21 protein-coding genes and 1 pseudogene are annotated in these 22,106 nt (G+C 69.1%); 7 read left to right on the top strand and 15 right to left on the bottom strand.

Translation table 11 applies throughout. The features are described from left to right. The first annotated feature begins 45 nt into the window (after positions 1 to 45). Complete coding sequence (locus tag AB0B91_RS47795; RefSeq protein WP_358335837.1) at positions 46 to 1,605, top strand: penicillin-binding transpeptidase domain-containing protein; 1,560 nt, start codon at positions 46 to 48, stop codon at positions 1,603 to 1,605. Positions 1,606 to 1,668: 63 nt separating this feature from the next. Here the strand turns inward: AB0B91_RS47795 and AB0B91_RS47790 are convergent, their stop codons facing one another. The 5 genes from AB0B91_RS47790 to AB0B91_RS47770 all read right to left on the bottom strand — a co-directional run bounded on the left by AB0B91_RS47790 (position 1,669) and on the right by AB0B91_RS47770 (position 4,936). Beyond that, positions 1,669 to 2,382, bottom strand: a complete 714-nt coding sequence (locus AB0B91_RS47790; RefSeq protein WP_358335834.1) for an HAD hydrolase-like protein — start codon at positions 2,380 to 2,382, stop codon at positions 1,669 to 1,671. Between the two features lie 81 nt (positions 2,383 to 2,463). Then, complete coding sequence (locus AB0B91_RS47785; RefSeq protein WP_358335831.1) at positions 2,464 to 3,090, bottom strand: HAD family hydrolase; 627 nt, start codon at positions 3,088 to 3,090, stop codon at positions 2,464 to 2,466. A gap of 102 nt (positions 3,091 to 3,192) precedes the next feature. Then, complete coding sequence (locus AB0B91_RS47780) at positions 3,193 to 3,648, bottom strand: DUF2690 domain-containing protein (protein ID WP_358335829.1); 456 nt, start codon at positions 3,646 to 3,648, stop codon at positions 3,193 to 3,195. A gap of 103 nt (positions 3,649 to 3,751) precedes the next feature. Continuing rightward, the gene (locus AB0B91_RS47775; RefSeq protein ID WP_358335826.1) at positions 3,752 to 4,258 is read right to left on the bottom strand and encodes a hypothetical protein; all 507 of its coding nucleotides are present in this window, start codon (positions 4,256 to 4,258) and stop codon (positions 3,752 to 3,754) included. 33 nt (positions 4,259 to 4,291) lie between these two features. Next, positions 4,292 to 4,936 (bottom strand): HAD family phosphatase, encoded by a 645-nt coding sequence (locus AB0B91_RS47770; RefSeq protein WP_358335823.1) that lies wholly within the window; start codon positions 4,934 to 4,936, stop codon positions 4,292 to 4,294. 139 nt (positions 4,937 to 5,075) lie between these two features. Here AB0B91_RS47770 and atpB point away from each other — a divergent pair, with 139 nt between their 5' ends. Then, positions 5,076 to 5,867 carry a F0F1 ATP synthase subunit A gene (gene atpB, locus AB0B91_RS47765; protein WP_358335821.1) on the top strand — a complete coding sequence of 264 codons (792 nt, stop codon included), beginning with the start codon at positions 5,076 to 5,078 and terminating at the stop codon, positions 5,865 to 5,867. Here the strand turns inward: atpB and nagZ are convergent. The 6 genes and pseudogenes from nagZ to AB0B91_RS47735 form a co-directional block, all read right to left on the bottom strand. Continuing rightward, positions 5,864 to 7,171, bottom strand: a complete 1,308-nt coding sequence (nagZ, locus tag AB0B91_RS47760) for a beta-N-acetylhexosaminidase (protein ID WP_358335818.1) — start codon at positions 7,169 to 7,171, stop codon at positions 5,864 to 5,866. The two genes, atpB and nagZ, sit on opposite strands and share 4 nt — an antisense overlap. A 118-nt stretch (positions 7,172 to 7,289) precedes the next feature. Then, positions 7,290 to 9,002 (bottom strand): phosphoenolpyruvate--protein phosphotransferase, encoded by a 1,713-nt coding sequence (gene ptsP / locus AB0B91_RS47755; protein ID WP_358335815.1) that lies wholly within the window; start codon positions 9,000 to 9,002, stop codon positions 7,290 to 7,292. Continuing rightward, on the bottom strand, positions 8,999 to 9,259 hold the full coding sequence (locus AB0B91_RS47750; RefSeq protein WP_214633533.1) for an HPr family phosphocarrier protein: 261 nt from the start codon (positions 9,257 to 9,259) through the stop codon (positions 8,999 to 9,001). Before AB0B91_RS47750 ends, ptsP begins: the two co-directional genes overlap by 4 nt. Before the next feature lie 47 nt (positions 9,260 to 9,306). After that, positions 9,307 to 9,753: a PTS glucose transporter subunit IIA gene (locus AB0B91_RS47745; RefSeq protein WP_358335811.1), complete on the bottom strand. Its 447-nt coding sequence runs from the start codon at positions 9,751 to 9,753 to the stop codon at positions 9,307 to 9,309. A gap of 11 nt (positions 9,754 to 9,764) precedes the next feature. After that, a pseudogene (locus AB0B91_RS47740) lies at positions 9,765 to 10,004 on the bottom strand (PTS glucose/sucrose transporter subunit IIB); the annotation flags it as partial. 31 nt (positions 10,005 to 10,035) lie between these two features. Beyond that, a complete protein-coding gene (locus tag AB0B91_RS47735; protein ID WP_358335808.1) occupies positions 10,036 to 11,073 on the bottom strand; it encodes an SIS domain-containing protein in 1,038 nt (345 codons plus the stop codon). Positions 11,074 to 11,186: 113 nt separating this feature from the next. Here AB0B91_RS47735 and AB0B91_RS47730 point away from each other — a divergent pair, with 113 nt between their 5' ends. From AB0B91_RS47730 to AB0B91_RS47720, 3 genes are all read left to right on the top strand, one after another. Further along, positions 11,187 to 11,927, top strand: coding sequence for a GntR family transcriptional regulator (locus AB0B91_RS47730; RefSeq protein WP_214633529.1), 741 nt, complete (start codon positions 11,187 to 11,189; stop codon positions 11,925 to 11,927). 24 nt (positions 11,928 to 11,951) lie between these two features. Then, positions 11,952 to 13,262 (top strand): PTS transporter subunit EIIC, encoded by a 1,311-nt coding sequence (locus AB0B91_RS47725; protein WP_358335805.1) that lies wholly within the window; start codon positions 11,952 to 11,954, stop codon positions 13,260 to 13,262. A gap of 356 nt (positions 13,263 to 13,618) precedes the next feature. Continuing rightward, on the top strand, positions 13,619 to 13,987 hold the full coding sequence (locus AB0B91_RS47720; RefSeq protein WP_358335802.1) for an Rv3235 family protein: 369 nt from the start codon (positions 13,619 to 13,621) through the stop codon (positions 13,985 to 13,987). A 120-nt stretch (positions 13,988 to 14,107) separates the two neighbouring features. Here the strand turns inward: AB0B91_RS47720 and secA are convergent, their stop codons facing one another. Continuing rightward, a complete protein-coding gene (gene secA, locus AB0B91_RS47715) occupies positions 14,108 to 16,900 on the bottom strand; it encodes a preprotein translocase subunit SecA (protein ID WP_358335799.1) in 2,793 nt (930 codons plus the stop codon). Positions 16,901 to 17,123: 223 nt separating this feature from the next. Here secA and AB0B91_RS47710 point away from each other — a divergent pair, with 223 nt between their 5' ends. Both AB0B91_RS47710 and AB0B91_RS47705 read left to right on the top strand, forming a co-directional pair. Beyond that, on the top strand, positions 17,124 to 17,384 hold the full coding sequence (locus tag AB0B91_RS47710; protein ID WP_358335797.1) for an HGxxPAAW family protein: 261 nt from the start codon (positions 17,124 to 17,126) through the stop codon (positions 17,382 to 17,384). Between the two features lie 245 nt (positions 17,385 to 17,629). Next, complete coding sequence (locus tag AB0B91_RS47705; protein WP_358335794.1) at positions 17,630 to 18,814, top strand: crosslink repair DNA glycosylase YcaQ family protein; 1,185 nt, start codon at positions 17,630 to 17,632, stop codon at positions 18,812 to 18,814. Between the two features lie 447 nt (positions 18,815 to 19,261). Here the strand turns inward: AB0B91_RS47705 and AB0B91_RS47700 are convergent, their stop codons facing one another. The 3 genes from AB0B91_RS47700 to AB0B91_RS47690 form a co-directional block, all read right to left on the bottom strand. After that, complete coding sequence (locus AB0B91_RS47700) at positions 19,262 to 19,960, bottom strand: response regulator transcription factor (RefSeq protein WP_214633525.1); 699 nt, start codon at positions 19,958 to 19,960, stop codon at positions 19,262 to 19,264. Between the two features lie 170 nt (positions 19,961 to 20,130). Continuing rightward, positions 20,131 to 20,790 carry a ribosome-associated translation inhibitor RaiA gene (gene raiA / locus AB0B91_RS47695; RefSeq protein ID WP_358335791.1) on the bottom strand — a complete coding sequence of 220 codons (660 nt, stop codon included), beginning with the start codon at positions 20,788 to 20,790 and terminating at the stop codon, positions 20,131 to 20,133. Between the two features lie 629 nt (positions 20,791 to 21,419). Next, entirely contained in the window at positions 21,420 to 22,094 is a 675-nt protein-coding gene (locus AB0B91_RS47690; protein ID WP_358335788.1) for a phosphoribosyltransferase family protein, read from the bottom strand. Between the last annotated feature and the right edge of the window lie 12 nt (positions 22,095 to 22,106).

Below are 22,106 nucleotides of genomic sequence, written 5' to 3'. Positions count from 1 at the left end.
CTGGTGTGCTCTGGCGGCATGGGGCCGCAAATGGGGACAAATTTCATGAATCTTCAGCCTGAGACGCTGCCCAGGCGAAGGCGCAGGTGGTGGCCGTGGATCACCGCCGCCGCCCTGGTGCTCGCTCTCACGACGGCCGGCACGCTCTGGGTGCTGCGGACGAAGGGCACGCCTGAGGAGACTGCCGACTCGTACCTGTCCGCCTGGTCCGTCCAGGACTATGCGCGGATGCGGGAGCTCGTCGCCGACCCGCCCGCCGACTTCGAGCGCCGGCACCAGCGCTTCCGCGCCGACCTCCAGCTCACCGGGGCGACCTTCAAGCGCGACGCGACCTCCACGGGCGGCGCGATCACCTTCCACGCCGGCCTCACCGGCCCGAGGAACTGGAAGTACGACGGCAAGCTCAAACTCCTGGAGCGCGGCGGCTCGTGGAAGGTCGCCTGGACCCCCGCCACCATCAACCCCTCGCTCAAGCAGGGCAGATCCCTGCGGCTGATCACGGAGAAGGCCGCGACGCCGCCGGTCCTGGCGGCCGACGGCAGCCGCGTCGACACCCCGGACGCTCCCGGCTCGGTGCTGCAGCTCGTGGAAGGGCTCAAGCAGACCTATCCCGACCGGCTCGCCGACGGGCAGTCCCGCCGGATCGACCTCTACCAGGGCGAGGAGTTCCTCCAGACGGTGGTCAAGCCGGACGAGAAGGAGCCGCTGCGCACCACGATCGACCTCAAGGTGCACCGGGCGGGCGCCGCCGCGCTCGACGGCGTGCGGAAGCCGGCCTCGCTGGTCGCCATCCGGCCGTCGACCGGCGAGATCCTTTCGGTGGTCAACAAGCCGGGCGGGTTCAACCGGGCACTGCTCGGCAAGTACCCGCCCGGCTCGACGTTCAAGGTCGTGACCGCCTCCGCGCTGGTCGCGGACGGGGCGAAGCCCGACGAGCAGGTCGAATGCCCGGCCGAACAGAACATCGGCGGCTTCCCCTTCCACAACGCCGGCTTCCACGACTACGGCCGGCTCTCCTTCCGCGACGCCTTCGCCCACTCGTGCAACACCACGTTCGGCGCGATGGGGGTGGCGAAGCTCGGGGACGGGCGGCTCGCCGAGGTGGCCGCCGGCTTCGGATTCGGTTCCGCGATCACGCCGGGTGTGCCGGCGGTGAAGGCCGAGTTCCCCGCGCCCAAGGACGACACCGACCTCGCCTCCGCCTCCATCGGGCAGGGCAGGGTGCTGGCCAGCCCGCTCAACATGGCCTCGGTCGCGGCCGCCATCGCCGACGGCTCCTGGCGTCCGCCCCGCCTGGTCGCCCAGGAGCTGATGCCGGACCGCACGCTCCGGCCGCGCCCGCTGGAGGACGGCGTGGTGCGGGCCCTGCGCGAGCTCATGCCCGCCGTCGTCACCGACGGCACCGCGCACGCGGTGAAGTTCCCCTCCGGCACTGCGGGCAAGACCGGGACGGCCGAGTACGGCTCCGGCAAGGAGCCGCCCGCGCACTCCTGGTTCATCGGCTACCGGGGGGACCTGGCGTTCGCGGTGATCGTGGAGGGCGGCGGCGCCGGCTCCGCGGTGGCGGCCCCGATCGCGGCCCGCTTCCTCAACGCGCTGAGCTGACCCGCCTCCGCTTCACCACCGCCCCGCTCCGATCGGCCCGGCCAAGCGGCCGACCGGCCCGGCTCAGGGGCTGACCGGCTTGCGGTCCACCGGTGTGGTGAGGCTGGCGACCGCGGCCACCACCTCTGAGGCGTTGGACAGGTCGGGCAGCACGAGGTCGGCCCCGGCCTCGCGCAGCTCGCCGGCCATCGACCGGCCGGAGGTCACCCCGATCATCGCCGCCCCACCGATCTTGGCGGCCTGTACGTCACGCGTCGAGTCCCCGATGACCACGGTGTTGGCCGAGGTGAACGGCACCCCGAAACGCGCCTTGGCCCGCCCTTGGGCGACCTGGAGCAGCGACGCCTTGGGGTAGACCTCCTCGCCGTAGCCGCCGAGCTCGAAGTCGATGTACTTCTCGAGCCCGAACGCCTTGAGCTTGTGCACGGCGTTGCTCTTGATCGTGCCGGTGAGCACCGTCTGGACCACGCCGTCGAGTTTGGCGACGGCCTTGAGCGCCTCCTTGGCGCCCGCCATCGCGCGGCCCTCGGTGGCCAGGCGCTTGCGCCGGTCGGCGAACGCCATCGCCAGCGCGGACAAGAACCGCGGCAGGGTGTCGTCCTCGGTGACGATGCCGTTGACCGCGAGGGTCTCGAAGACGATCTCGGAGTCGGGCCGACCACGCGCCGGCGCCAGTTTGAGCATCGGGCGCCCGGTCACGGCGCGGAACGCCTCGGCGTAGGCGTCCCTGGTCACTATCGCGACGTCGACCAGTGTGAGGTCGATGTTCCAGAGCACAAGGCGTTTGATGGCGACCTCCTGAAGGGGACCCAGCCAGGGTACGGCCATCCGCCGGGCCAGGACGGCCGGCGACGCGATTCAGGCATACGTGAGCGCTTGCGCGAGGGTGTCGACGACCGGCAGCCCGGTGGCCTCCAGCTCGGCGCGCGTGGTCATGCCGCCGGTGTAGAGGACGGCCCTGGCGCCCACGTGCTTGGCGGCGAGCCCGTCGTCGACGCTGTCGCCGATCACCAGGATCTCGCGGGCCTCGACGTCGATGGCCTCGATGTGGGCGGTCAGGTGCGCGGCCTTCTCGCCACCCGTCAGCCCCACCAGACCGTCGACCCTGGTGAAGTGCCGGGTGATGCCGAAGGACTCGATCAGCGGCACCAGGTGGGTGTGCGGGGCCATCGAGCAGAGCGACTGGGTGCCCGTCCAGCTGGTGAGTGACAGCTCGGCGTCGGCGGCCAACTGACAGGCCACGCTGAGGCGGAAGTAGTGCTCGTGGAAGCCTTCGTCCAGCAGCTCCCACTCGCCCTCGTTGAGCGGGCGGCCGAGCAGCCGCTCGTAGGCGACCCAGATGGGCCGGGTGTAGACCGCGCGGAATTCGTCCGCGGTCAGCGGCGGCAGCTCGTACGGCCTGAAGACCTCGTTGGTGGCTCCGACAACGGCGTCGATGTCGTGGAACAGCGTGCCGTTCCAGTCCCAGATGATGTGCTTTGTCATGTCACGATCAGTTTAACCGGCGGGTGTGACATCCCGATGAACGGTGAAGCCGCAGCCCGTTGGCCGCGGCTTCACCCGTGACTGCGAGTCAGACCCGCGTGGCTAGCCGCAGGCCTTGGAGGTGGTGCCGGAGCCGTTCTGGCCGCCCTGGCCGGAGCCGAACACCACGCTGGCACCGCCCCAGGCGCACATGTTGTTGCCGTACAGCATGTTGCCCCAGTGACGGCCGCCGTTGCCCTGCTTGAAGGAGAACCGGTCGTACCTGTCGTCCGTGTAGACGCTGATGGTGCCGTGCGCGGACGAGGCCGTCCTGATCTCGATCCAGTTGGTCTTGCACCTGCTCGACCACCAGAGCTGGATCGTGCCGACCTTGCCTTCGATGCGGTTGCTGAGCGACGCGCTCCGCACCACCTGGGCCGCGTTGCCGCAGCCGGTCTTGTAGGGGTCCTTGTGGTCGTAGTAGTAGTGCTTGGGGGCCGCCTGCGCGCTGACGGGAGCGACCGTGAGGAGGGCCGCCGCCACCGCGCCGACCGCGATGGCCGTTACTCGGAACTTCACCTGGAACCGACTCCTTGAGCTGGGGATGGGATCCGTGGGGAACTTAGCGATAAGCCTCAGGAGACGGTCAAGGTTCGGTGATCTATTTAACGTGTTCCTAACGTTACTCTATGAGATCAGGGATCTCCTGCGTGGCGAACCACATGAGCTCATGCGCCTCGGCGCCGTCCACGGTGAAGCGGGCGTCGTCGTCGCCTCCGTCGGCGGCGGGAAGGGCGGCGATCGCGGCCTGGATGTCGGCGACCGCGTAGAGGTCGTCCACGTGGACCGCGGCCACCTTGGCCATCGGCACCGGCTCCGCCACCCGTACTCTGGCCCGTTCTTCCAGGTCGGCGCCTATGGAGAGGGCGCCGTCCGGCACCTCGGCGACGACGACCAGGCGGCGGGAGCCCGCCTCGACTCCGTCGGCGTGGTCGGCGGCCAGCATGCGCAGCGAGGCGCGGGCCGCCTCGGTGAGTGCCACGTATTCGAGCTCCTCGGTGTCTCCCGAGGCGTACCACTCGGTCAGCGCGGGGGTCACCGCGTAACCGGTCAGCGGGGCCGGGCCTAGCTCTCCCGCCTCGACCGCTCGGGTCAGGGCGGGGAGCGTGCACGGCAGATAGACGCGCATCACGAACCTTTCACAACATGCAAGGGGGCTCTATCATGCCCGTCGCAACGGAAGTTGGAGCAGAGACTCGAGTTCCGTGATGGTCGAATCGGCGTCGCGGTGGTGGATGCCCGCCATGCCGAGCCCCCGCGCGGCCACGATGTTGGCCTCGATGTCGTCGATGAACACGCACGCCTCGCCGGGCAGCCCGACCCTGCCGAGCGCGTGCTCGAAGATGCGCGGCTCAGGCTTGCGCATGCCGACCTCGCCGGAGATCACGATCGCGTCGAAGAGCTCGTCCCAGCCGTCCCGGGGATAGACGTTGGACCAGGAGTTGGACAGCAGGCAGGTCTTGAAGCCGTTGCGTTTGACGTCGTGCAGCATGTCGTACATCGCGTCGACCCGCTCGAAGCCGGCGAACATCCGCTCCAGCAGCCCCTCGGCCTCGGGCGACACCCCGTCGACGGTCCGCAGCCGGGCGGCCAGGTCGCGCTCGAACGCGGCCCCGTCCAGCTCCCCGCGCTCCAGCGCGTGCACGACGCTCTCCTGGTCACCGCCGTAGGCCTGGTCGATCAGCTCGCGCATGACGGATCGGTAGTGGGCGTCGTCGATGCGATCCGCCTCGATCCACTTGCCGATGGACACGGAGAGACTGGTCGTGAGCACGCCACCCCAGTCGATCAGCACCCCTGTGATCAAGGTCCCTCCTTGGAATCCCGTTCTAGGGTAGTAGAGCGTCGCACATCCCACGGTGACCGGCACAAACCCCTGATAAAGGACAAGCAAATTGCCCGGCTATGGTGAGGTTCCATTGAGCTGACCCCCGGAAGGGACCGCCGTGCGTACGACGATCCTGATCACCTCGGATGAGTTCAAAGCTCCAGGGACGGAGTTGTTCGACTTCGACCCGATACTCCCCGGCGGCCCGGAGTGGCTGACCAAGCCCGTACTTCTCGCTCTGCTCTCCTCGGCCCTGATCATCGCCTTGTGCTGGGCCGCCTTCGCCAAGCCGAAACTGGTCCCCAGAGGCTGGCAGAACGCCGGCGAGTACGCCTACATGTTCGTCCGCGAACAGATCGCCAGGCCCAACCTCGGCAAGGACGCCGACAAGTGGATGGGCCTGCTCCTCACCGTCTTCCTGACCGTGCTGGTCTGGAATCTGATGGGCGTCATCCCGTTCATCCAGTTCCCCGTCGCCGCGAACATCTCCTTCCCCTTCGTGCTTGCGGTCAGCGTGTACGTCATCAAGGTCTACCTGGGTGTCAAGCACCACGGTGTCCACGGCTACCTGAAAGGCGTCGTGTACCTGGAGGGCCTGCCCGGCTGGGCCTACGGGATCTACGCCCCGCTGATCATCGCGGAGACCTTCATCAACTCGCTGTTCACGCACTTCATCCGGCTGTTCGCGAACATGTTCGCCGGCCATCTCCTCCTGGCGTTCTTCAGCTCGGTCGGCTTCTGGTTCCTGTTCGAGCGACTGACCGTGCTCGGCGCGGGCATCGGCGTCCTCGGCGTGGTGATGACGATACTGATGACCGCGTTCGAGATGTTCATCATGTTCCTACAGGCGTTCCTGTTCGCCCTGCTCGCCTCGATGTTCATCGCCAGCGGGCTGAAGGGCTCGCACTAACGCGCGACGCGGGCGGCCAGCCTGCGGTGCTCCGCGCCGCGGAGCACCTTGGCCGCCTGGGCGGCCGACGCCACGGGCGCCTTGGGCAGCAGGCCACGGCCCTGCTTGAGCTTGAGCAGCCGGGTCACCGACTCGTCGAGGCGCTGCTGCGAGATCTTGCCCGACTTCACCGCCGCCAGCACCGCGTTGTACGCCTTGGGCAGGTCGTTCGGCATGAGCAGCAGGTCGGCGCCCGCCTGGATGGCGCGCACGGGGATCTCGGCGTCGTTGTACTTCTTGCGCACCCCTTCCATGTTGAGCGCGTCCGTGGAGATCACGCCCTGGAAGCCGAGCTTGTTCCTGAGCAGCCCGGTCAGGATGGGCTTGGACAGCGTCGCGGGGTCGCGTGACGGGTCGAGCTTGGGGAAGACGATGTGCGCGCTCATCACGGCGTCGACGCCGGCGGCGATCGCGGCCTTGAACGGTGGCGCGTCGATCCGCTCCCACTGCTGCTTCGTGTGCTTGATCACCGGCAGCCCGGTGTGGCTGTCGATGTTGGTGTCACCGTGGCCGGGGAAGTGCTTGGCGGTGGCGGCGACCTTGGCGTCCCTGAAGCCCTTGACCGACGCGGCCACCATCTTGGCCACCTCACCCGGCTGGTCGCCGAAGGCGCGCTTGCCGATGACCGGGTTCCTCGGGTCGACGTTCACGTCGGCGACCGGGGCGAAGTCCAGGTTCACGCCGACCGCGCGCAGCTCCTCGCCGGTGGCCTTGGCCACGGCCCGCGCGAGCGCGGTGTCCTTGGTCGCGCCCACCTCCGAGGCGCCGGGGAAGTCGGTCATCAACGCGCCCATCCTGGACACCAGGCCGTTCTCCTGGTCGGTACCGATCAGGAGCGGGACACCCTTGGACGCCTGCTGCAGCCCGTTGGTCAGGTTGACGACCTGGTCGACGCCCTGGATGTTGGCCGGGAAGAGGATCACGCCGCCGAGGTGGTAGCGGGCGACCACCTTGGCCGGGGTCTGGACGCCGTATCTCGCCTGGTTCTCGCCCGACACGGTGCCGGGCGCCGTGCCGTACAGGACGGGCATGAACAGCTGGCCGACCTTCTCCTCCACACTCATCTTCGACACGACCAGCCGCAGATCGGCGCCCTCGCCGGACCGCGAGGGGCTCGGCCGGGACGGCTGGGTCGGCTGGGTCGTGGCCGGGGTCGCCACCTCGGGCCTCGTCGCCGGAGCGGCGCCCGCCGGAGCGCCACCACCACCGGCGCATGCCGCGAGAGCCATCACCAGGAGCCCGGTCGTACCTGTCCGTCGAAGCATGCCCCAACGGTATCCATGCCGCCGGGACGCCCGGACCACAAGCCGTCCTTCCGGCCTCCGGTCAGCGCTCCTGAACGCAGAGGCTCCTGAACGCAGAGGCTCCCAAACGCAGAGGCTCCTAGACGCCCAGCGGAACGAGGCCGGGCAGATGCGAGCGGGCCGCCGCGCGGGCGTGCGCCGGCGTACTGGCTCCCCGCGCCGCCTGCGCGGCGAGCTGGCACTGGTCCAGCGTGTGCGCGCCAAGCCCGGTCCGTACGGCGGGCAGCGCGGCGGCGCCCATGGACAGCGTGGTCACCCCGAGCCCCACGAACACACAGGCCATGGCCGGGTCGGCGGCCGACTCCCCGCAGACGCCGCACGGTTTGCCGTTGTCGGCGGCGGCCGTCGCGGTCATGGCGACGAGGTCGAGCAGCGCGGGCTGCCACGGGTCCTGCAACGAGCCCAGCGCGCCGGACTGACGGTCGGCGGCGAAGGCGTACTGCGCCAGGTCATTGGTCCCGATCGACACGAAGTCGACCACCGTGACCAGGCTCTCCGCCCGCAGCACCGCCGCCGGGATCTCGATCATCACGCCCGCCTGCGGGAGCCCTCTGGCGTGGCAGGCGTCGGCGAACCACTTGGCCTCCTTGGCCGTGGCGACCATCGGAGCCATCACCTGGAGCTCGGCCGCCGCCGTCCCCGCCCGGACCGCGGCCGCGCGGTCCACCGCCGCCGCCACGGACAGCGCTTCCAGCTGGGCGTCCATCACCTCGGGGAACTTCTCGAACAACCGCAGGCCACGCTCGCCGAGTGCCGGGTTCGGCTCGGGCGCGGCCGGCGGCAGGAACGCCAGCGGCTTGTCGGCTCCGGCGTCCAGCGTCCGCACCACCACCCTTCCGCCCGGGAAGGCCGCCAGCGCCGCCCGGTAGACCTGCTCCTGCTCCGCCACGGAGGGCGCCTCGGGCCGCCCGAGGAAGAGGAACTCGGTGCGATAGAGCCCGACCCCCTCCGCCCCGGCCGCCAGCGCCCCGTCGAGGTCGCCCGGGCCGCCGATGTTGGCCAGCAGTTGCACCAGGTAGCCGTCGCGGGTCCGGCCGGGGCCGCCGGTCGTCATCCGTTGCCGCCTGGCCTCGTTCGCGCCGACGTGCCGGGCCACGTCGGACTCGGTGGGCTCCAGGCGTACCTCTCCGGTGTTGCCGTCGACGAGCACCCGGGTGCCGGGCGGGATCTCGGTCGCGCCCGGACAGGCCACGACGGCGGGCACGCCCATCGCCCTGGACAGGATCGCGGTGTGGCTGGTCGGCCCGCCGCCCTCGGTCACGAACGCGGCCACGACGTCCTTCGACAGCAACGCGGTGTCGGCGGGCGCCAGATCGATGGCGATCAGCACATACGGCTCGCCCGTGCCGGGATCGGGAGGCGGGGCCGGCAGGGGGTGGCCGGTGAGGCGGGCGATCACGCGGTCCCTGATGTCGTCCAGGTCGGCGACGCGCTCGCCGAGATATCCGCCCGCACTAACCAGCATGTCCCGATATTTCGCGAAAGCTTGGTAGACCGCCCGGGGAGCCGCGATCCCCTCGTCGATCAGGGCCTTGACCCCCACCACCAGGCCGGGATCCTCGGCGATCAGCGCCTGGGCCTTGAGGATCTCCTTGGCCTCGCCGCCGGCCCGGTTGCCGCGGGCCTCCAGCTCTCCCGCCACCTGCCGGAGGGCGGCCACCGCCCGCTCCCGCTCCGGCTCCGGCGGGCCCTCGTACGTGGAGCCGGGGGCAGGCTCGGGTACGGCGCCGGTCAGCACGTACGCGGCACCCAACCCGATCCCCGGGCTGACCCCGGCCCCCCGCAGGTTCATGGGGTCCCGGCGATCGCCGCGAGCTGGTCGAGCACCTCGTCGGCGCCCTCGCCCTCGGCCCTGATCACGATGTCCTCGCCCTGCCGGACGTCCAGCCCCAGGATCTGCAGGATGCTCTTGCCGTTGACCGGCGTGCCCCCCACGCCCTTGGTCACGGTGATGTCCATCGGGGCCTTGACGGCGGTCTGCACGAACGTCGCCGCCGGGCGGGCGTGCAAGCCCACTTCCGCCGCCACGGTGACCTTGCGCTCGGCCATGTACTCCTCCTTGTCCACCGGTCCGGACCACCCGGACTCAGATCGTGCTAATCCCAGAGAAAAAGCTCGTCTCCGGCGAGTACCGACCCGCCGGCCATGGCCGTCACCGACCCGGCGGGCGCGTCGAGCGCCACCACCGGGCAGACCGGCGAGCGGCCACCGGCCTCGATCGCGGCCGGGTCCCAGGCCACCACGGGCTGGCCCGCGCACACCCTGTCACCCTCGGCCGCGAGAAGCTCGAACCCCTTCCCCTTCAGCTGAACCGTATCGATGCCCAGGTGCACCAGCACGCCCTTGCCGTCGTCCCCCACGATGACATAGGCATGCGGATGCAATTTCATGATTTTTCCTGTTATCGGGGCTACGGCCGTGCCCGGTCCCCGCGCTGGATCTATCGCCGTTCCCGGCCCGACCATGCCCGCGGAGAACACCGGATCGGGCACGGCCGACAGCCCGACGGCCACCCCCTCGACCGGGGCGAGAACAGTCGTCATGGTCTCGCCCTCTAGCCGATGATGTCCTCGATGTCGCTGGCGATCGTGTCCGCCTCGGGCCCGACGACGACCTGCACCACGTTGCCCGCGGCCATGACGCCGTGCGCGCCCGCCGCCTTGAGCGCGGCCTGGTCGACCTTGGAGACGTCACGCACCTCTGTCCGTAGCCGGGTGATGCAGGGTTCGATGTCGATGATGTTGCCGGCACCGCCGAGCCCCGCGATGATCGCGCTGGCATCAGCCGCCATCCGTCCTCCTCGTACGTTACGACCAGGCTAAACGTCAGTCGGTCTGGGTCACCTTGTTGAGCCCGCGCGGCGCGTCGGGATCGATGCCCAGCCTCCTGGCCAGCGCCTCGGTGAGCAACTGCCCCGGCACGATGAGGCCCATGGGCGCGACCCACTCGGGCAGGTCCGGGCCGTTGAGCGCCGCCGTGCCCGCGTGGGCCAGCGCCGGACCACCGCCGATGGTGAAGGCCGCGGCGCCCGCGGCGACGACGCGCTCGGCCAGCGCCACGGTCCCGGACAGCGTCGGGCTGTTCTCGGCGGCGACCAGCAGCGCGGGGGTGTCGGCGTCGACCACGGCGATCGGCCCGTGCAGCAGGTCGGCGTACGACAGGCCCATGGCGTGCAGGTAGCACGCCTCCTTGAGCTTGAGCGCGGTCTCCAGCGCGGTGGAGAAGGCCAGGCCGCGGGCGGAGACCACGGCCCCGGGCTTGTCGGCCAGGCCCTCGACGACCGCGTCGAGGTCACCAGGCTCGGCGATCAGCTTCTCGACCGCGTCCGGGACCCGCTGCAGGTCGGCCGCGTCCACGTCGGCGCCGAGGCCGAGCGCGAGCACGGCCAGCGCGGCGAGCTGGGTGGTGTAGGTCTTCGTGGCGGGGACCGCCTTCTCCTCGCCCGCCAGCGTGCACAGCGCCAGGTCGGCGGCCTGGGCGAGCGGGCTGTCCGGACCGCCGTTCGTCACGCCGACCGTCCTGGCCCCGCAGTCCTTGGCCCAGGTCAGCGTCTCGACGATCTCCTCGGTCCGGCCCGACTGCGAGATGGCCACGGCCAGCACGCCGTCGAGGTCCAGCTTGCGCTTGTACGTCGTCGCGACGGACGGGGCGGCGAGCGCGGCCAGCCGGCCCGCGTGGGCTTCGACCAGGTAGCGCCCGTAGACTGCGGCATTGTCGGAGGTGCCACGCGCGATGAACAGCAGTTGCCGGGTCTGCTCACCCAGCGCTCTCACCTCGCCGATCCTGGGGAGCAGGGAGTCGAGCGTGGCCCGCAGAGCCTGGGGTTGCTCAGCGATCTCGCTGCGCATCTTGGTGGTCATCATCCCTCAAATCGTTACCGTGCAGACTTGACCCTGTTTTACGACATGTGGTCTAGTCCGGACTAGACCAGTACGAACCATAGCCCATTGCCCAGGTCAGATCGAGGGGAGGATCCGTGGCGCACATAGATCCGGACAGCCCGGTGCCCAAGTACTTCCAGCTCCGCGAGATCCTGCTGGATCTCATCGACAGTGACGAGCTGAGCATCGGCGCGGCGATCCCGTCCGAGCGCGAGCTCTGCCAGCGCTTCGGCCTGTCCAGGATGACCGTCCGGCAGGCGGTCGACCACCTGGTGTCCGAGGGCCGGCTGCACCGGGTTCCCGGCAAGGGCACGTTCGTGGCCAGGCCCAAGATCGAGCTCGCGCTGCAGCTCACGTCGTTCACCGACGACATGCGGGCGCGCGGCATGGAGCCGGGCTCGCGCGACCTGGACAGAAGGGTCGTACGCGCCAGCGCCCATCTGGCCAAGGAGCTGGGCATCCAGCCGGGCGAGGAAGTGCACTTCATCGAGCGGCTGCGGACCGCCGACGGCGAGCCGCTGTCCATCGAGCGGGCGCACATCCCGGTCAAGCTCGCCCCCGACCTGGCCGAGCACGACCTGTCCGGCAGGTCACTCTACGAGCTGCTGGAGAGCCGCTACGGGCTGGTCATGGACGCCGGCGAGCTGACCATCGACGGGGGCATCGCCGATCCGAGCGACGCCGACCTGCTCAAGCTCGCCCGGGGCGGGGCCGTACTACTGTTGCAGCGCAGATCCTTCTCCGGCGGCGTCTGCGCGGAGCTGGGCGTGTCCACCTATCGCGCGGACCGCTACCAGCTGCGCACCATTCTGGAAACGCCCACCAGACGGGGCTGAGGGCCCGATCCGGAGGAACCCCCGGTGAACGAGACCACCGCCGCCAGGCCTTCGCCGTTCTCACGCGTGATGAACGTGCTCCAGCGGCTGGGCCGCTCGCTCATGCTGCCCATCGCCGCCCTGCCCGCAGCCGCGCTGCTGCTCCGCTTCGGCCAGCCCGACATGCTCGGCTCCAACGGCGCCGACCCCGGCGGCCTGGCCGACGTGGCCGGCTTCGGCTGGATGAACCAGGTCGCCGAGGTGCTGGCCGCCGCCGGTGCGGCGCTGTTCGAGAACCTGCCGCTGCTGTTCGCGGTGGGGGTGGCGATCGGGTTCGCCCGCAAGTCCGACGGCTCGACCGCGCTCGCCGCGGTGGTCGGCTACCTGGTGTTCGACCGCGTGACCAAGGTGATGTTCTTCGGCTCGGCCATCAGGAACACGGTCCTGATCAGGGCGGAGCAGCCTCAGGGCATCAAGGAGATCATCAACTACGGCATGCAGAATCCCACCCAGGTGCTCGGCGGCATCATGATCGGGCTGGTCACCGCCATGCTCTGGCAGCGGTTCCACCGGATCAAGCTGCCGTCCTGGCTGGCCTTCTTCGGCGGGCGCCGGTTCGTACCGATCATCACCTCGATCGCGGCGCTGCTGCTCGGCGTGCTGATCGGCTGGGTGTGGCCGATACTCGGCGAGTGGATCGGCCACGCGGGCGAGGCCCTGACCACGCTCGGGCCGCTGGGCACCGGCATCTACGGCCTGATCAACCGGCTGCTGATCCCGCTCGGCCTGCACCACTTCGTGAACTCGATCGTCTGGTACGTGGTCCCTCAGTGCGAGGTCGGCGGCCAGGTCCTCGGCGGCGACTGGAACTGCTACTTCGGCGGCGCCCCGCACTCCGGCCAGTTCATGGCCGGGTTCTTCCCGATCATGATGTTCGCGTTGCCGGCCGCCGCGCTGGCCATGTGGCGGGCCGCGCCTCCGCACCGTCGGGCGGCCGTGGGCGGCATCATGCTGTCGGCCGGGCTGGCCTCGTTCGTCACCGGCATCACCGAGCCGATCGAGTTCGCGTTCATCTTCGTGGCACCGGTGCTGCTGGTCGTACACGCGGTGCTGACCGGTCTGGCGATGGCGCTCACCACACTCATCGGCGGGCAACTGGGCTTCGGCTTCTCCGCGGGACTGCTCGACATGCTCCTCAACGCCAGCAAGTCGAACACCCATAATCTGCCGGGGATCCTGTTGCTGGGAGTGATCTATGGGGTGGTCTATTACGTGGTGTTCACTTTCCTCATCCGCAAACTCAACATCCTGACCCCCGGTCGCGAGCCCGAACCTGACGTCGACTCGGGCGAATAACTTCCATTTTTTACGGCAAGCCCGGTGAGCCCCACCCGCCATACAGGGCTGAGATCTGTCCAGGGGCACGCTCCTCCGGTGGAGGTGGCTGGGCGCCGAGACGCGCGTCTTCTTGGCCGGGGCCTACCGCCCAGGCGGTAATGGAGCATCGGGGTGGGCCGGATCCGTTCTGGACGGGCCGGTGGCAGGGTGGGCTGGACCGAAATTTTGCTGGACCACTCCAGCTTTCGGTGATCTTGTTCGCCAATCACCTCGAATCGGCGGCCCAGGCGGGAAAGTTGGTGGCCGATGTATTCGGGGGCGGGGCCGGAAACTCTATGTATCGATCCCTCTCCCCCTATGACATCGGAGGACCCATGTCATCTCTTCCGCACGCCGCCGCCGTTCCCGACCCGCTCGTGTGGGGGCCGCCGGGGGCCATCCCCGACGAGCGCAAGCTGAGGTCGCTCGGACAGGCACTGGCCGAGGTGCTCGCGGGACGGCGGCCGGCTGAGAGTGTCGCCGACCGGTTCACCGAGCGGGCCTACCGTGAGCTCGTCAGGGCGGGGCGGATGATCGACGCGAAACGGCCGCCGTTCGTGGGGAGCCCGCATGTGAAGGAGCCCAAGGACGGCGCGGTGGAGATGTGCCTGCTCGTCCATTGCGGCGAACGCAGCCACGTGCTGGCCGTCCGGCTGGAGCGACGCGGCGTGCAATGGCTGTGCACGGACTTCGAGACGGCCTGACGCGGCATTTGAGACGGCCATTCGAGACGGCCCGAATCGGCTATTCGAGACGGCCTGACGCAGCACGTGAAAGAGGCCCCCGCCGGGCGGCGAGGGCCTCTTTCACGGCACTGGGCGTTGTTACGCCTCGGTGTGCTTGGGGTCGCCGTGGCAGCGCTTGTACTTCTTGCCCGAGCCACAGGGGCAGGGCGCGTTGCGCTCGACGTTGCCGTAGGCGGCGCGCTCGGCCGACGTGCTGCGGACCCGGGTGTGCTCGACCTCGCCCGCCTCGCCCGGCGCGGTGTATTCGAGCTCGGCGGGCCGCTCGGGCCCACGCAGGCCGCGCGCGATGATCGAGCGGGTCTCCGCCATCATCGCGTCCTCTTCCTCGACGATCGGGTTCTCCTGAACCTCGACCTCGATGTTGAACAGGAAGCCGACCGAGTCCTCCTTGATGCCCTCCAGCATCGCGGCGAACATCTCGAAGCCCTCGCGCTGGTACTCGATCTGCGGGTCCTTCTGCGCGTAGGCCCGCATGCCGATGCCCTCGCGCAGGTAGTCCATCTCGTAGAGGTGCTCACGCCACTTGCGGTCGAGGACCGACAGGATGACGCGGCGCTCGAACTCGCGGGTGGCGTCGGCGCCGAGCTCCTCCTCACGCCTGGCGTAGGCCTCCAGCGCGTCCTTCTTCACCTTCTCGGAGATCAGCTCGGCGGTGAGCTCCTCGCGGCTGCCGGCCTCCTCGACGACGTTGTCGATGGTGAGCGTGACGGGGTAGAGCTCGCCGAACGCCTTCCACAGCTTGTCGAGGTCCCACTCCTCGGCGAACCCCTCGGCCGTGGCGCCGGCGACGTAGCCGTCGATCACCTCGCCGACGAAGCCGCGCACCTGCTCGTGCAGGTCGGCGCCCTCCAGGACGCGGTGGCGCTCGGCGTAGATCACCTTGCGCTGCCGGTTCATGACCTCGTCGTACTTGAGAACTTCCTTGCGGATCTCGAAGTTCTGCTGCTCGACCTGGTGCTGGGCGGAGGCGATGGCCTTGGAGACGATGCCGGACTCGATCGGCTGGTCGTCCGGGATGTTGAGCCTCGTCATGATCATCTCGACCCGGGCCGAGTTGAACAGGCGCATGAGGTCGTCGCCCAGCGAGAGGTAGAAGCGCGACTCGCCCGGGTCGCCCTGACGGCCGGAGCGGCCACGCAGCTGGTTGTCGATGCGGCGCGACTCGTGGCGCTCGGTGCCGAGAACGTAGAGGCCGCCGATCTGGGTGACCTCGTCGTGCTCGGCCTTGACGGCCGCCTTGGCCTTCTCCAGCGCCTCGGGCCACGCCTTCTCGTACTCTTCGGGCGTTTCGAGCGGGTCGAGGCCGCGCTGGCGCAGCTCCAGGTCGGCGCGGAACTCGGAGTTGCCGCCGAGCATGATGTCGGTGCCTCGACCGGCCATGTTGGTGGCCACGGTGACGGCGCCCTTGCGGCCCGCCTCCGCGACGATCGCGGCCTCGCGCGCGTGGTTCTTCGCGTTGAGCACCTCGTGCGGAACGCCGCGGCGCTTGAGCGCCTTCGACAGCCGCTCGGACTTCTCGACCGAGGTGGTGCCGACGAGCACCGGCTGGCCGGCCTCGTAGCGCTCCTTGATGTCCTCGACGACCGCGGCGAACTTGGCGTCCTCGGTCTTGTAGACGACGTCGGCCTGGTCCTTGCGGATCATCGGACGGTTCGTCGGGATCGGGACCACGCCGAGCTTGTACGTCTGGTGGAACTCGTTCGCCTCGGTGACGGCCGTGCCGGTCATGCCGGACAGCTTCTTGTAGAGGCGGAAGTAGTTCTGCAGGGTGACCGTGGCGAGAGTCTGGTTCTCGTCCTTGATCTTCACACCCTCTTTGGCCTCGATGGCCTGGTGCATGCCCTCGTTGTAGCGGCGGCCGTGCAGGATGCGACCGGTGAACTCGTCGACGATCAGCACCTCGCCGTCGGAGACGATGTAGTCCTTGTCCTTCTTGAACAGGTCCTTGGCCTTCAGGGCGTTGTTCAGGAAGCCGACCAGGTGGGTGTGCTCGGCCTTGTAGAGGTTGTCGATGCCGAGCCAGTCCTCGACCTTGGCGACACCGGACTCCAGGACGCCGACCGTGCGCTTCTTCTCGTCGACGATGTAGTCGCCGGTGCTCTCCTCGTCGGGCGACTTGGCCTCGACGCCCCTGCGCAGGCGGGGCACGATCTTGGCGAACTCGGTGTACCACTTACCCGACTGCTCCCCGGGACCGGAGATGATCAGCGGGGTGCGGGCCTCGTCGATGAGGATGGAGTCGACCTCGTCGACGATCGCGAAGTGGTGGCCGCGCTGCACGCACTCGTCCAGCGACCACGCCATGTTGTCGCGCAGGTAGTCGAAGCCGAACTCGTTGTTGGTGCCGTAGGTGATGTCCGCCTCGTACTGCTTGCGCCGCTCGTCGGGGGCCTGCCCGGACAGGATCATGCCGACTTCGAGGCCGAGGAAGCGGTAGACGCGGCCCATGTGCTCGGCGCCGACCTTGACCAGGTAGTCGTTGACCGTGATGACGTGCACGCCGTTGCCGGCGAGCGCGTTGAGGTAGGCGGGGAGGGTGCAGGTGAGGGTCTTGCCCTCGCCGGTCTTCATCTCCGAGATGTTGCCCATGTGGAGGCTCGCGCCGCCCATGATCTGCACGTCGAAGTGACGCTGGCCGAGCACGCGGCGGGCCGCCTCGCGCACGGTCGCGAACGCTTCGGGAAGCAGATCGTCGAGGGTTTCGCCAGCGTCGAGCCGCTGCTTGAATTCGTCCGTCAGGGCGCGCAACTCCGCGTCGGACAGGCTCGTGAAGTCGTCCTCGATGGAGTTGACCTGATCGGCGATCCGCTTGAGCTTGCGCAGGGTCTTGCCTTCGCCGGCGCGTAGGATCTTGTCGAGAATGGCTGCCACTTTATGTAAAGCTCCTCGCAGGTCTACCCCGGCGGCGCCGCCAGGAGGAGAGGCTGAGACAAACTTCCCCGTTGCCATCGTAGGCGGTTCCGCAACCAGACACAGCCACCGCGACGACGAGAGCGTCGGGCACGTCTGGGAGAATGGGGTTAGGCAGAGCGTATGCCGGTAAGACGCCGGTTCGCACCATTAGCGGGATATCCGGTAAAGGGAAGGATTTGTGATGGTTGAGGGGCGCAAGTCAGAGCATGCGGAGAATCTCGGCAGCCATGGCGGCCGTGCGTCCTCATGGCTCGCGGTGACCGTGATGGTGCTCGGCACCGTCGTCGCCGGCTATGGGTTGACCGCCGCCAACTGGACGCTCGTCTGGATCGGGGCCGGGGTGTTCGTCGTGGGCGCAATCCTCGCCCTCGTCTTCGACATCGTCACCGACGTCGTGATCGACGCCCCCCGAGCCGGACTGCGCGCGGAAGACCACCGCTGAACCACTGCCTCACCTCCGCCCCACCTCCGCCGGCGGATGCGGCCACCGCTCACCCCCGGGACATAACGGGCGGCAACCGCCAAACCGCCGCATCCATGGACAGACGCGGAGGGTCGCCGCCCAACCTCCGAGACGGAGGCGAGACAGGCCCCGCCGCTGATGCGTACGTCTCGCGGCGGGCCGCCGTTTCTGTCGGTGCCCGCCGCTAGCATTCGCGGCATGCCTAGCCGTACCAATGTGCTGATATGACGGATCTGACGGCCGACGAGGCGCGGCGGATCATCCTGCGGGCCCAGGGCCTGCTCGGCGGCGCGGACGCGCGCCGGGGCGGCGTGCACGGCATGCTCCGCAGGCTCGGCGCCATCCAGCTCGACACCATCTCCGTTCTGGCCCGCTCCCACGAACTGGTCGCCTACGCGCGCCTGGGCGCGGTGGGCAGGCCCAAGGTCGAGCGCGCCTACTGGCACAACCCCGCCCAGAGCTTCGAATACTGGTGCCACGCCGCCTGCATCCTGCCGATCGAGCACTGGCCCCTCTACGCCTTCAGGCGGCGCGCCTACCGCGACCGCCGCTACCGCTGGCACGAGGTCCCCGACCACGTCGACAAGCTGCGGGATCAGGTACGCGACTCGGGCCCCCTCACCACGTCGGACGTCGGCGGCGCCAAGAACGGCGGCCCCTGGTGGGACTGGTCCGACTCGAAGATCGGCCTGGAGTGGCTGCTCGACATCGGCGATATCGTCTGCAGCCGCCGCGTCGGCTGGCGCAGGGTCTACGACCTGTCCGAGCGGGTGGTCCCCGCCGAGCTCCTGGCCGAGGACCTCTCCGACGAGGAGTGCATCGTACGGCTGGCGGCCATAGCCGGCGCCTCGCTGGGCGTGGCGACCAGGGGTGACCTGATCGACTTCCTGCGGCTCAAGGGGAGGTTCGCCGCGATCCTCGACGAGGTGCTGCTCAGCGGGGCCACCGGGCTGGTGCCCGTACACGTGACCGGCTGGCCCTCGACCAGGGGGCAGACCAACGCGTGGGCCGATCCGGCGGGCCTTGCGTCGGCGCCGCGCGGCCGGCACCGCACGACGCTGGTGTCGCCGTTCGACTCGCTCATCTGGCATCGCGGCCGGACCGAGCGGGTCTTCGGCTTCAACTACCAGCTCGAGCTCTACGTGCCCAAGCACAAGCGGGTGCACGGCTACTTCACGATGCCGGTGCTGGCCGGCGGCCGGCTGATCGGCCGCGTGGACCCGGCCCGCGAGGGCACCACCCTGGTGGCCAGGCAACTCAGCCTGGAGCCCGGCCTCACCGCCGCCAAGTGGGCCGACGCCCTGCGCGACGCCCTGTGGTCAGCGGCCGAGTGGGTGGGCTGCGACGCCGTACGAGTCGAACGCGCCGACCCCACCCTCATCACCCACCTGGAAGCACCCGCCGACTGACCACGACCCTCGTCGCCTACTTGACGACAGACACCACCTCGGTCACCCACCAGGGCACGAGCATCACCTGACCACCGCGCTCGTCGCCTATCCAGCGGCGAGTGCCGTCAGAACGCCGTCCTCCGCACCCGCGGGGCACGAGCACCGGCTGACCGCTACCCTCCGCACCCGTTCGGGACGGACACCGGGTGATCGTCACCCTTCACCGCCCGCCCGGGGCGCACCAGGTTACGCCAGGCGCCGGCGGCGGCCTGCGGGCGCCAGCCAGGGCGGCTCGGGTGCGCTCGCCCGCCCGCGCAGACGCGCTCCGCGGTGGCGCGTCGGATGCCCAGGGCGCGCGTCGGATGGTCGCCACCCGTCGCACCCGTCGGGGGCTGGGCGTTCGCCACCCGTCGCACTCCGTGGGGGGCCGGGTGTTCGCCATCCGTCGCCGCCTCGGCGGGGGCGTCAGGTGATTTCCAGCATGCGTTCGCGCACCGCGTAGACCACGGCCTCCATGCGTGAGTGGAGTTGCAGCTTGTCGAGGATGTTGCGGACGTGGTTCTTGACCGTGTTCTCGGAGATGAAGAGCTGCTTGGCGATCTCGCGGTTGTTCATCCCCTTGGCCACCAGGCGCAGCACCTCCATCTCGCGTTCGGTCAGCCGGGGCACGGGGAGCTGGGGTGGGCGTTCGCTCTCTTTCTTGCTCATGTTCGCGAACTCGTTGATGAGTTTGGCGGCCATGGCCGGATTGATGAGCGACTGGCCTTCGTGTACTCCGCGCACGGCGGCGGGGACGTCGTTGATCTGCACGTCCTTGAGCAGATAGCCGGTCGCGCCCGCCTTGATGGCCTCGAAGAGGTCTTCTTCCTCGTCGCTGACCGTCAGCATGATGATGCGGGTGCTCGGCACGGAGGCCTTGATGCCCTTCGCCGCCTCGATGCCGTCCTGTCGCGGCATGCGTACGTCCATGAGCACCACGTCGGGCATGAGGCGGTCGGCCATTTCGACCGCCTCGTGCCCGTCGCTGGCTTCACCGACCACCTCGATGTCCGGCTCGGCGGCCAGCGCCAGAGCCAGGCTCCGCCTGATCAACTCGTGATCGTCCACGATCAGGACGCGGATCGGCTCGCCTCCTGACGCGCGGGCCTCGCCAGACTCCGTCACCAGGCCTCCTCGATCAGCCTCGCGACTGCCTTCTCCGCGGTTCGCTCGCTCATCACCTGACTGAGCTCGCTCACGTCTCCTCCTCGTCGGGGGGCCAGAGCCGTTGGACCGCCAATGATGGCACGTCTAACGCGGTCCTAGGGTGGTCGAGAAGATCTTTTAGCGCGCTGTCACGGCTCTACGAGCCGCAGCACGCCGTAGTTATAGCCGCGCCGGTTGTAAACGACACACGGCTGGCCACTCTCCTTGTCACGGAACAGGTAGAAGTCGTGGCCGACCAGCTCCATCTCAAGGAGAGCCTGGTCGATGGTCATTGGTTCCGCTTTGTGGTGTTTCTCCCGTACGATGAGCGGCCCGTCGCCCTCCATCTCGATCGGGACGATGTCGTCGTACTGCTTGTCATCGGGTAGCTGATCTTCTTCGAACTCGGGGACGGCCTCGGCCTCGACCTCGCGGGGTGCCAGGTCGGCGACTTCGGGGAGCGTCGCGGTGAGCTCCGCGACGGAGGGCGGGCAGTGGTTGCCGTGATGCACTTTGCGCCGGTCGGAGAGCCGCCTGAGGCGACCTTCCAGTTTGTCCAGCGCCATGTCTAGGGCGGCGAATCGATCGTCGGCGGAAGCCTCCGCACGGATGGCGGGTCCTCGAGAGTGAATGGTCAGCTCGACGCGCTCTCGCTGGCTGGCGATGCGCGGATTGCGCTCCTTCGACACCTCCACATCGACTCGAATGAGCTTGTTGTCCAGACGCTCGATCCTGGCCAGCTTGGTCGTCACCTGGTCTCGGAACCGATCACTCACTCCTGTGTGCCGGCCCTTGACGATGATGTCCATGCAACAGCCCCCCTTCGTCTAACGACTGAGAAAGAGCGCCCGACGACGTTCTTGCCGGGCGGGGTCTTCCGTCTGCCTCTCTGCTGTCACCGTTACCCTCTTCCGACGTTCCGTCACCGGGATCTCGGGTGGCACCCGCCCGGCCGACCTGGTCTTCGACCCCACATCCGCCTGCTGAGGATTTCGCGGCTCTGATGCCACTACTGCCCTTCTCTCCTGACGGGGGACATCTGGACCCCCGGGAAGGCAGGACTTACCCCTAAGCCGCACCGTGATCGGTCGACAAAGAGTCGCCTTACGTGGACCGTTTTGCCTGCGGCTGGCATCGGCTAGCAGAGCCGGGAGCCCCGACCCTGCGCAACCACGGACCCGAACGGGTGCCATGTCAGAACGCTATCCGGATCGCGACCGAATGTCAGCCTACGGATCGGGCAAACGATCACTTTCTGTGATTTTTCACCAGTGTGACGGGCATGATGCGTGCCCTTTTCTGCATACGGCCGCCTATATATCCGTCCCATCGTGGAGTGCTGAGCTGCCCCGCCGCCGCTCGGTGGGCAGTGACATGTGGCCTCCAGGTCAGGGCCGACAAATAGATCTTTCTTTACCCAGGGTGACCGTAATGGATTTCAAGATCTTCGGCGTGTCGCGGCGACGGTGACCGCCAGGAGGACTTCGACGCCGTTCGCCCGGAGTGTCCTGGCCGCTTCGGCCAGGGTGGAGCCCGTCGTCACGATGTCGTCCACGAGCAGCACAGAGGCCGCTGGGCGGGCCTTCCCTGCGGGGGTGACCCGATGGGAGGCGGCGAGGTTGGCGGCCCGCTGCGTGGCGCTCAGGCCCGCCTGGTCGCCTATCTGGCGCGCCTGCCCGAGCGCGGGCCACAGCTCCGCCCGGCGACCGGATGCCACCAGTTGCCGTACGGCCAGCGCGGCCAGCCTGCCGACCGGGTCGTGTCCCCTCGACCGGCGGGCGCGGGCGGCGCTGGGGACGGGGACGACGGCCACGGGCGCGGCGGGCCTGGACGCCAGGGCATGGCAGGCGGTGAAGGCCAGCGCCGCCGCCAGTGGACGGGCCAGCGTGGTCTGGCCGCGCTCCTTGTAGGCGACGATCGCCGCGCGCACGGCCCCCGCGTAGTCGGCGGCCGACCAGCACTCGGGGAGCCCGGCCGGGACCGGTCTCGGCATGCGGCGGGCCGGGACGGGGGCCAGGCACCTCCCGCACAGACGCGGGCCACCGGCGGCACAGCCCAGGCAGTGCTGCGGCAGGATCAGATCGGCGAGAGCGGCGAACACGGGGACCAGCATGCCCGGCGCCCC

The sequence above is a fragment of the Nonomuraea sp. NPDC049141 genome (genome assembly GCF_040648415.1).
In the GTDB taxonomy this organism is placed as follows: domain Bacteria; phylum Actinomycetota; class Actinomycetes; order Streptosporangiales; family Streptosporangiaceae; genus Nonomuraea.
The sequence above is the reverse complement of the archived record's forward strand: the minus strand, read 5'-3'. Positions and strand labels throughout refer to the sequence as shown.